11 protein-coding genes are annotated in these 9,313 nt (G+C 61.0%); 8 read left to right on the forward strand and 3 right to left on the reverse strand.

Going from position 1 to position 9,313, the window contains the following annotated elements; translation table 11 throughout:
* Positions 1 to 44 precede the first annotated feature (44 nt).
* From ACR0LW_RS20555 to ACR0LW_RS20570, 4 genes are read left to right on the forward strand one after another with little or no spacing between them, the layout of a single operon-like run.
* Positions 45 to 965 carry a branched-chain amino acid ABC transporter permease gene (locus ACR0LW_RS20555; RefSeq protein WP_480884258.1) on the forward strand — a complete coding sequence of 307 codons (921 nt, stop codon included), beginning with the start codon at positions 45 to 47 and terminating at the stop codon, positions 963 to 965.
* On the forward strand, positions 962 to 1,945 hold the full coding sequence (locus ACR0LW_RS20560) for a branched-chain amino acid ABC transporter permease (RefSeq protein ID WP_480884260.1): 984 nt from the start codon (positions 962 to 964) through the stop codon (positions 1,943 to 1,945). The genes ACR0LW_RS20555 and ACR0LW_RS20560 overlap by 4 nt, the downstream gene beginning before the upstream one ends.
* Positions 1,938 to 2,687, forward strand: coding sequence for an ABC transporter ATP-binding protein (locus ACR0LW_RS20565; RefSeq protein ID WP_480586761.1), 750 nt, complete (start codon positions 1,938 to 1,940; stop codon positions 2,685 to 2,687). The genes ACR0LW_RS20560 and ACR0LW_RS20565 overlap by 8 nt, the downstream gene beginning before the upstream one ends.
* Complete coding sequence (locus ACR0LW_RS20570) at positions 2,684 to 3,370, forward strand: ABC transporter ATP-binding protein (RefSeq protein WP_480884263.1); 687 nt, start codon at positions 2,684 to 2,686, stop codon at positions 3,368 to 3,370. The genes ACR0LW_RS20565 and ACR0LW_RS20570 overlap by 4 nt, the downstream gene beginning before the upstream one ends.
* Here ACR0LW_RS20570 and ACR0LW_RS20575 read toward each other — a convergent pair.
* From ACR0LW_RS20575 to ACR0LW_RS20585, 3 genes are all read right to left on the reverse strand, one after another.
* Complete coding sequence (locus ACR0LW_RS20575) at positions 3,367 to 3,582, reverse strand: hypothetical protein (protein WP_170524522.1); 216 nt, start codon at positions 3,580 to 3,582, stop codon at positions 3,367 to 3,369. The two genes, ACR0LW_RS20570 and ACR0LW_RS20575, sit on opposite strands and share 4 nt — an antisense overlap.
* Positions 3,583 to 3,668: 86 nt before the next feature.
* Positions 3,669 to 3,896, reverse strand: coding sequence for a hypothetical protein (locus ACR0LW_RS20580; RefSeq protein ID WP_480884265.1), 228 nt, complete (start codon positions 3,894 to 3,896; stop codon positions 3,669 to 3,671).
* Between the two features lie 78 nt (positions 3,897 to 3,974).
* Positions 3,975 to 4,604: a response regulator transcription factor gene (locus ACR0LW_RS20585; RefSeq protein WP_480884267.1), complete on the reverse strand. Its 630-nt coding sequence runs from the start codon at positions 4,602 to 4,604 to the stop codon at positions 3,975 to 3,977.
* A gap of 219 nt (positions 4,605 to 4,823) precedes the next feature.
* Between ACR0LW_RS20585 and ACR0LW_RS20590 the strand changes: the two genes are divergently transcribed.
* From ACR0LW_RS20590 to ACR0LW_RS20605, 4 genes are read left to right on the forward strand one after another with little or no spacing between them, the layout of a single operon-like run.
* On the forward strand, positions 4,824 to 6,065 hold the full coding sequence (locus ACR0LW_RS20590; RefSeq protein WP_480884269.1) for a pyridoxal-phosphate-dependent aminotransferase family protein: 1,242 nt from the start codon (positions 4,824 to 4,826) through the stop codon (positions 6,063 to 6,065).
* A 15-nt stretch (positions 6,066 to 6,080) separates the two neighbouring features.
* Complete coding sequence (locus ACR0LW_RS20595) at positions 6,081 to 7,277, forward strand: malate--CoA ligase subunit beta (protein ID WP_480884271.1); 1,197 nt, start codon at positions 6,081 to 6,083, stop codon at positions 7,275 to 7,277.
* Positions 7,277 to 8,164 carry a succinate--CoA ligase subunit alpha gene (gene sucD, locus ACR0LW_RS20600; RefSeq protein ID WP_480586778.1) on the forward strand — a complete coding sequence of 296 codons (888 nt, stop codon included), beginning with the start codon at positions 7,277 to 7,279 and terminating at the stop codon, positions 8,162 to 8,164. The genes ACR0LW_RS20595 and sucD overlap by 1 nt, the downstream gene beginning before the upstream one ends.
* Positions 8,164 to 9,135, forward strand: coding sequence for a 2-hydroxyacid dehydrogenase (locus ACR0LW_RS20605; protein ID WP_480781968.1), 972 nt, complete (start codon positions 8,164 to 8,166; stop codon positions 9,133 to 9,135). The genes sucD and ACR0LW_RS20605 overlap by 1 nt, the downstream gene beginning before the upstream one ends.
* The last annotated feature ends 178 nt before the right edge of the window (positions 9,136 to 9,313 follow it).

Here is a 9,313-nt window from a genome sequence, read left to right on the forward strand (position 1 = left end):
TTGACCAACCCTCCCGGACTGGATTCGGGACACCGGAACGCGTGATGTCCACACTACTTGTTATCGAGCAGGTCCTGAACGGATTGCAGTTCGGTGTCATGCTGTTTCTGATGGCAGCGGGCCTGACCCTGATCTTTGGCGTCATGGGCCTGATCAACCTCGCGCACGGGTCGCTCTATATGGTTGGGGCGTTTGCGGCCGCTTGGGTTGCGGGTGCGACGGGTTCGTTCCTGCTGGCGCTGATTGCGGCTTTGGCGGCGGCGGCCATGGCCGGAACGCTGATCGAGATGGTGGTGATCCGGCGGCTTTACAATGCGGCGCATCTGGATCAGGTGCTGGCGACCTTTGCGCTGATCCTGATCTTTTCCGAGGGCACCCGGTACGTCTTTGGGTCCTTCCCTTTGTTTCTGGATGTGCCCGATTATCTGTCGGGCCCTGTGACCCTGCCGGGCGGTATCCAATACCCGCTATACCGTCTTGTCCTGATCGGGATCGGCTTAGTGGTGGCGCTTGGTCTGTGGTGGCTGACGGCGCGTACGCGTATCGGCATCCAGATCCGCGCGGGTGAGAATGACCGCGAGATGATTGCCGCCCTGGGCGTCGATATCTCGAAGCTTTACACGCTGGTCTTTGCCCTCGGCGCAGCGCTGGCGGGGCTTGCCGGTGCCTTGGTCGGCGCGATCCAGTCGGTGCAGGTGGGGATGGGCGAGCCGGTGCTGATCCTTGCCTTTGTGGTCATCGTGATCGGCGGCATCGGTTCGATCCGGGGGGCGTTTATCGGATCGCTGCTGGTGGGGCTGACGGATACGCTGGGCGGCATCTTCCTGCCCGAACTGTTCAAGCTGTTCATGGACAGCGGCGCGGCCACCCAAACCGGGTCTGCTCTTGCCTCGATGTCGGTTTACATTCTAATGAGCATCGTTCTGATCTGGCGACCCTCTGGCCTGTTCGGGGCGCGCGCATGATCTCGGAACGCCTTATCAACTGGGCCGTGATCGCGGGCCTTGTGGCGCTGCCGCTTTGGGCGCTGAGCGTGGATGAGATTTTCACGATCACCCTGACCACCCGCGCCGTGATCCTGGCGCTGGCGGCGGTGGGCCTTAACATCGCGCTTGGCATCGGTGGCATGGTCTCCTTTGGACATGCCGCTTTCTTCGGGTTGGGCGGCTATTCGATGGGCATTCTTGCCTATCACGCGCAGACCTACGTGCCGCTGGAATTAGGGCCGTTCACGATGGAAGGCACAAAATCGATGCCGGTGATCTGGCTGACGGCGACGGTGATTTCCGCCCTGGCCGCCTGGGTGATCGGGCTGCTCAGTCTGCGCACGACGGGCGTGTATTTCATCATGATCACCCTCGCCTTCGGGCAGATGTTTTACTACTTCGCCATTTCCTGGGGCACTTATGGCGGCGAAGACGGCTTGTCGATCTACGTGCGCAACGGGTTTCCGGGACTGAATACGCTGGACCCGATCCAGTTCTTCGGGCTGTGCTTTGCAGCCCTATGCCTGGCGCTTTTGCTGCAATGGGGCTTGCGCAATTCACCTTTCGGGCTGGCCCTGAACGCCGCCCGCCAGACGCCCGAGCGGGTGGAAACCGTCGGCCTGAACCCGTTGCACCTGAAGCTGGTGGCCTTCGTCATCTCGGGCGCGATCACGGGGTTGGCGGGGGCATTGTTTGCCGATCTCAACAGGTTTGTCTCACCCACCATGTTCAGCTGGCAGCTTTCGGGTGAGCTGATCATCCTGATCGTCATCGGTGGGGTCGGGCGGTTGATGGGGCCGGTCATCGGCGCGGTGATCTTTGTGGCGCTAGAGCACTGGCTGGGTGGCCTGACCGATTTCTGGCACGTCTGGCTGGGCACGATCCTATTGTTGATCGTCCTGTTCGGGCGCGGCGGGGTGATTGGCCTGTTGACGGGTAAGGAGGGCGCGCATGTCTGAGCCGATCCTTGCCACGCATGGCCTGACGAAATCCTTCGGCGCTTTGACAGCAACTGACGATGTTTCGATCGATCTGAAACCGGGTGAGATACATGCGATCATCGGCCCGAACGGGGCGGGAAAATCCACCCTGATCGGACAGATCAGCGGCAGCCTTGCGCCCGATCAGGGCCGCGTTGATCTGATGGGGCAGGACGTCACTGGTCTGAGCACCGCCGCCCGCGCGCAGGCAGGGTTGGGTCGGACATTCCAGATCTCGGCTCTGGCGATGGAAGACAGCGTTTTCGAGAATGTGCTTCTGGGGGCCATCGGTGCGACTTCGGGCGCTTGGTCGTTGTTTCGCCCGGTCACGCGCAAGACTGATCTGAACGCCCGCGCTACAGAGGCGTTGGACCGCGTCGGGCTTGCCGACGTCAGGGAAGCCCGCTGCGCGGACCTTTCGCATGGCCAGCGCCGCCAGCTTGAAGTGGCCGTTGCCCTGACGTTGAAACCAAAGGCCTTTGTCATGGATGAACCGATGGCCGGGCTGGGGGCGGAAGGGTCCAAAGCGATGACAGGTTTTCTGGACGGGCTGCGCGCCGAGGCCCCCATTCTGCTGGTTGAACATGATATGGATGCGGTCTTTGCCTTGGCAGACCGGATCAGCGTTCTGGTCTATGGCCGGATCATCGCCACGGGCAGCGTCGATGACATCCGCAGGTCGCAAGAGGTGCAGGACGCCTATCTGGGAGACAGCGCTTGAGCCTTCTGTGCGTTGAAAACCTGACCGCCTCTTACGGTCCGTCGCAAACCCTGTTTGGCGTAAACCTGTCATTGGATGCGGGTGAGGTTCTGGCCCTGATGGGGCGCAACGGCATGGGCAAGACCACCACCGTGCGCGCGATCTGCCGAATGATGCCCTCGGATGGCCGTCTGGAGTTTGCGGCGCGCGCGTTGCACATGTTGCCGAGCCATAAGGTGGCCCGCCTTGGGGTCGGGCTGGTGCCCGAAGGCCGGCGCTGTTTTCGCGACCTGACCGTGCGCGAGAACCTGATCGCTGCTGCACGCCCCGGCGAATGGACGTTGCAAACGGTGGGTGCGCTGTTCCCCCGATTGGCGGAACGTTCGGGTCAGCGCGCCGCATCCCTGTCGGGGGGTGAGCAACAGATGCTGGCCATCGGGCGCGCGCTGATGACCAATCCGCAGCTTTTGATACTGGACGAAGCGACCGAAGGCTTGGCCCCGATCATCCGGCAGGAAATCTGGGCCGCAATTGCCCGGCTGAAACGCGAGACCGGCATGGCCATTCTTGTGATCGACAAGTCGCTGAAAGAACTCTCGGCAATTTCAGATCGCGCGGTGATCCTGGAACGTGGAAAAACCGTGTGGCAGGGGGCAATGGCCGAACTGACCCCGGAGATTTCGCAAAGATATGTCGGGATTTAAGCCCGAGGCTTGCGGCTCAGCAGCCCGTATTTCAACGCCCATGACCGAAAAGACCGACGCTTGCGCTTGTCCTGTTTCAAGGCCTGCTTTGCCTGCGCACCGCCTTTGCGGTTGAATTCGTACACGTCGATGACTCGTTCGGCGCAGCCGCAGGCTTCGCCCATTCCGACCTTGGCGAAATAGAATTTCTCGAACCGTTCCGGTTTTTGCATGGCGCGCCTCCTGCTGTCATTGAACCGATTTGGCCGCGACTTGCCAAATCACTTTGTCGAATGCGCACGAGGCAGAATGTGTCCAGTCAGCCGCCGACATAGGTTCCGTGTTTCGGGCGGTAGAAGATTTTCTGGTCATGTAGCCTGCCCAGAAGGTCATGCATCCGGCGTACCGTATCCTCAAGGTTTGCGCGGTCTTCGTTGGAATTCCCGGTAATTTCGGTGGCATAAGACGTCATCGCCTGTCGCAATGCCTGTTCGATCAGGTCCATATCCTCGACCGATAGTTCGAACATATCGTTGTATTGGGGCATTCCGGGACCTTCTGCCATGGGCGCGCAGGATCAGTTTGCCCTGAAAACCGCGCGAATTCCACCTGCGAACAAGCGGGCCTAGCCTTTGGGCATCCGGGCCGAATAGAACTGCGCAATCGCCTGCGTCCTGTTTTTGACCGAGAGCTTTTCGTAAATATTCGACAGGTGGAACTTTACCGTGTTTGTCGAGATTTGCAGTTCCTTCGACAATTCGCGGTTGGACATGCCCTGCGCCAGCGCGTCGAGGATTGCGCGTTCTTTGCGCGACAGGCTTTCTATCGGGTCCTGCTGCATCTTCCGGACGTCGATGAAGGGGAACACCATCTTCCCGGCAGCAACCTCGGCACAGGTTTCCAGCAGCCCCTCGACCGCGCCGGAACGGGGGGCAAAACCGGCAGCCCCGGCTTGCATGGCCAGTCGCGGATTATCTCCGCCGGCCTCACCATAGACGACGAACCGTGGTGCGTTGGCCTGATCGCGCAGCACTTCGATCAACTTGGCAGCCCCCAGAACCGGCAGCGTCCAGTCCACCACGCCCACGTGAACGGGCACACGCATCACCGTTCCCAAAAACCCCTCGGCAGTAGCGGATGTGGCCACCAAAGAGAATCGCGGATCCCGCTCAAAGATTTCCGACATGGCAGACAGAACCAGCGGGTTGCTGTCCGCCAACATGATCTCGATCGGAGGTCTTGGAAGTTCAACCATATGATTTCGCCCTGATTTTCCAGAAACCTACCCTTTTCGGTGGGTCCAACTATTGTATACTTCGGTATTTTTACCGCTATGGGTAGGTTAAAACCCATACTATTGGGCATCCAAAAGCAGTAGTAAGTTACGTTGCGTCATAGGGCAAGTCTGCGTTTTCTACACGGCAACAAAACAGTTCGGGCGCGCCGCCCGCCCCACAGCTGAGGATGACACAGTATGACATTCCAGATTTACCCTCCGCTCGAAATCCCCGAGACCCTTGCCGCGGGCCCCGGACCGGGCAACACGGATGCGCGCGTGCTTCAGGCCTTCGCCAGGGCAGGGGCCGCGGATCACATGCAGGGCGATGTGCTGCGTGGCATGATCGAGTGCAAGCACATGCTGCGGAAGATCTGGGGGACGGGTAACGCCCATACCTTCGCCGTCGCCGGAACCGGTTGGAGCGCGCTGGACACCATGTTCTCGGCCGTTATGCCCGGCGACAAGGTTGTGGCCTTTGCCAATGGCACCTTTTCCGGCATCGACGCGCTGACCCTGCGGATCAAGGCCGCCACGCCGCAAGAGCATGCCGCCAACCCCCTTGATCCCCAAGCCGCCAGCGTGACGGTGATCGACGTGCCCCATGGCCAGCCGGTGACAGGCGAGATGGTCGAGGCTGCGCTGGCCGAGCACAAACCCAAATGGGCGTTCATGGCGCATTGGGAAACCGGCTCGGGCCGCGTCAATGATCTGCGCGGGTTCTCGGATGCCTGTCAGCGTCATGGCACGATGGGCCTGATCGATGCGGTGTCCTCGCTGGGTGTCGATGACTTCTCAATCGATGATTTTCCGGGCGTTGCCGGATGGGCGTCCTGCCCGCAAAAGGGTCTGTGCTGCCTGCCGCTGACTTACGCGCCGGTCAGCTTCACCGATGCCTATATCGCCTCGCTAAAGGCAACCGGAGCGTATTCTTACGTCCACAATCCGATCTTCGAGGCCCGCCATTGGGGCATCGTTGACGGGAAGGACGTCGAGAAAGGCACCTATCACCGCACCCATTCGGCCTATGCGGTGGCTGCTTTCCATGAATCCCTGCGCCTTACCCTGATCGAAGGTCTGGCCAAGCGGTCGATGTCATACCGGACCCATGAACGCGTTCTGCGCGATGCGGTTATCGAGATGGGGTGTCAGGTCACGTCGGACATGCCCAGCCTGATCGTGCTGAACCTGCCGCCCGAACTGGCGGGCCGCGAGATGGAGCTGGTGCAGAACTGCCGCGCACGTGGCTTTGGCATATGGCCGACGCTCAGCGCGCCGGTGCAGGTGCGGATCGGCATCCTCAACCAATTGAATCGCGAGGCGGTCAGCCGGATCGTGCGCCTGTTTGCCGAAGCCATTCGGGAACTGGGCGGTCAGGTCGACGCGGACGCAATCGAAGCCCTTTTGGAAAGCCGTTACGGCACCTCAATCGCTGCATAATCAGGAGCGGATCAGATGGATATCCATGAATATCAGGCCAAGGAAGTCCTTTCGAATTTTGGCGTCGACGTGCCTGCGGGCGCGCTGGCCTACAGCCCCGAACAGGCGGCCTATCGGGCGCGTGAACTGGGCGGCGACAAGTGGATCGTCAAGGCGCAGGTCCACGCGGGCGGGCGCGGCAAGGCGGGTGGCGTCAAGCTGTGTAACACCGAAAACGAAATATATAAGGCTTGCGATGACCTGTTTGGCCGCAAGCTGGTCACGCATCAGACCGGCCCCGAAGGCAAAGGCATCTACCGCGTCTATGTCGAAGCCGCCGTGCCGATTGACCGCGAGATCTATCTGGGGTTTGTGCTGGACCGCTCAAGCCAGCGCGTGATGATCGTCGCCTCCTCGGAAGGCGGGATGGAGATCGAGGATATCTCGGCCGACCGTCCCGACAGCATTGTGCGGTCGATTGTCGAACCGGCGGTCGGATTGCAGGAGTTTCAGGCCCGCGAGATTGCGTTCAAATTGGGTCTGGAACCCAAGCTGATCCAGCAAATGGTGCGTACCCTGCAAGGTTGCTACGCTGCCTTCAGCGATCTGGACGCCACCATGGTCGAGATCAACCCACTGGTCATCACTGGCGACGACCGCGTTCTGGCGCTGGACGCCAAGATGAGCTTTGACGACAACGCCCTGTTCCGTCATCCCCAGATCGCCGAGCTGCGCGACAAAAGCCAGGAAGACCCCCGCGAAAGCCGCGCAGCGGATCGCGGTCTGTCTTATGTCGGGCTGGACGGCAATATCGGCTGTATCGTGAACGGCGCTGGGCTGGCGATGGCGACGATGGACACGATCAAGCTTGCCGGGGGTGAGCCTGCCAACTTCCTCGACATTGGTGGAGGGGCCTCGCCCGAGCGGGTGGCCAAAGCCTTCCGGCTGGTTCTGTCGGATGACAACGTACAGGCGATCCTTGTGAATATCTTCGCCGGGATCAATCGCTGCGACTGGGTGGCCGAGGGCGTGGTTCAGGCGCTGAAGGAACTGGACCTCGACATTCCTGTGGTCGTGCGGCTGGCCGGAACAAATGTCGAAGAAGGCCAGAAAATCCTCGCCAAATCCGGCTTGCCGATCATCCGCGCCACCACACTGATGGAAGCCGCCGAACGCGCCGTGGGCGCATGGCGCAACGATTTGTCCCAAAACACCAAGATGAGGGCTGTGTAATGAGCATTCTTCTCGATCGTGATACGCGCGTCATCGTGCAGGGCATCACCGGGCGCATGGCTCGGTTCCACACCAAGGACATGCTGAAATACGGCACCAATGTCGTCGGTGGCGTGGTGCCCGGCAAAGGCGGCGAAACCGTCGAAGGCGTTCCGGTCTTTGACACCGTCAAGCAAGCTGTTGAAGCGACCGGCGCAGATGCCAGCCTCGTCTTTGTGCCGCCCCCCTTTGCGGCGGATTCGATCATGGAGGCCGCAGATGCCGGTATCCGCTACTGCGTCTGCATCACCGATGGCATCCCGGCGCAGGACATGATCCGGGTGAAACGGTACATGTACCGCTATCCTAAAGACAAACGCATGGTTCTGACTGGGCCGAACTGTGCGGGTACGATCTCACCCGGCAAGGCGTTGTTGGGAATCATGCCGGGGCATATCTATCTGCCCGGCCATGTGGGGATCATCGGGCGCTCGGGCACGCTGGGTTATGAGGCTGCGGCGCAATTGAAAGAGCGCGGGATTGGTGTGTCAACCAGCGTCGGGATCGGTGGCGACCCGATCAACGGCTCGTCCTTCAAGGATATTCTTCAGCGTTTTGAAGAAGATGAAGACACCCATGTCATCGCCATGATCGGTGAAATCGGCGGCCCTCAGGAAGCCGAGGCGGCGGAATACATACGCGACCACATCACCAAGCCGGTGATCGCCTACGTCGCGGGTCTGACTGCGCCCAAGGGTCGGACCATGGGGCATGCGGGCGCGATCATCTCGGCCTTTGGCGAAAGCGCCAGCGAGAAGGTCGAGATTCTGTCCGCCGCCGGTGTGACCGTTGCCGAAAACCCTGCGGTGATCGGTGAAACAATCGCTCGGGTCATGGAGGCTGCGTGATGGTCAAACCTTCTGTTCTTGTCACCCGCCGCTGGCCCGCCGCCGTCGAGGCGCAGCTAGCTGAGAACTACGACGCGGTTCTGAACACCGGCGACAAACCCATGTCCCCGTCTGAGATCCGGCAGGCCCTGAAATCCTATGACGCGGTGCTGCCCACCGTCACCGACACGCTCAGCGCTGAGGCGTTGGACGTGCCCGGTGCGCAGACCAAGATCCTCGCCAACTACGGTGTCGGCTACAGCCATATCTGCGAGCCGTCGGCGCGCGAGCTTGGCATGACCGTCACCAATACACCCGACGTGCTGTCTGAATGCACCGCCGATATCGCCATGACCCTGCTGTTGATGGTGGCCCGCCGTGCCGGTGAAGGCGAACGGGAACTGCGTTCGGGCAACTGGACCGGCTGGCGGCCCACGCATCTGGTCGGTACCAAGGTCAGCGGCAAGACGCTGGGCATCATCGGGTATGGCCGCATCGGTCAGGAAATGGCCCGCCGCGCGCATCATGGCTTTGGCATGGAGGTGCTGGTTTATAACCGCAGTTTGGTGGACCCGGACGTGTTGGCGCGGTGCAATGCCACTCAGGTCGGGTCGATTGATGAGTTGCTGCCGGCTTGCGACTTTGTCTCGCTGCATTGCCCCGGCGGGGCCGCGAACCGGCACCTGATCAATGCGCGCAGGCTGGATCTGATGAAGCCTGACGCCTTCCTGATCAACACAGCACGCGGCGAGGTCATCGACGAGCGGGCGCTGGTTCAGTCCCTGACCTTCGACATGATCGGTGGTGCCGCGCTGGATGTGTTCGACGGCGAACCCCGCATTTGTTCGGACCTTCTGCACTGCGACAATCTTGTGATGCTGCCCCATCTGGGCAGCGCCACAAAGGAAGCGCGCGAGGCGATGGGGTTCCGGGTGCTCGACAATCTCAGCGACTTCTTCGCCGGTCGCACGCCCCGCGACCGCGTGATCTGAACTGTTCCCCAAACTTCCTCCCGCCGTGACCCGGTCGGGAGGCTTTTCTCAGGAGGTTTCCACGTGAACGCCCCCCACCGTTCCAATGGCTTTTTCACCCAATCCCTGTCCGACCGCGACCCGGAACTTTTCGGCTCGATCACATCCGAGCTGGGCCGCCAGCGCGATGAGATCGAGC

The sequence above is a fragment of the Ruegeria sp. N4 genome (assembly GCF_056531425.1).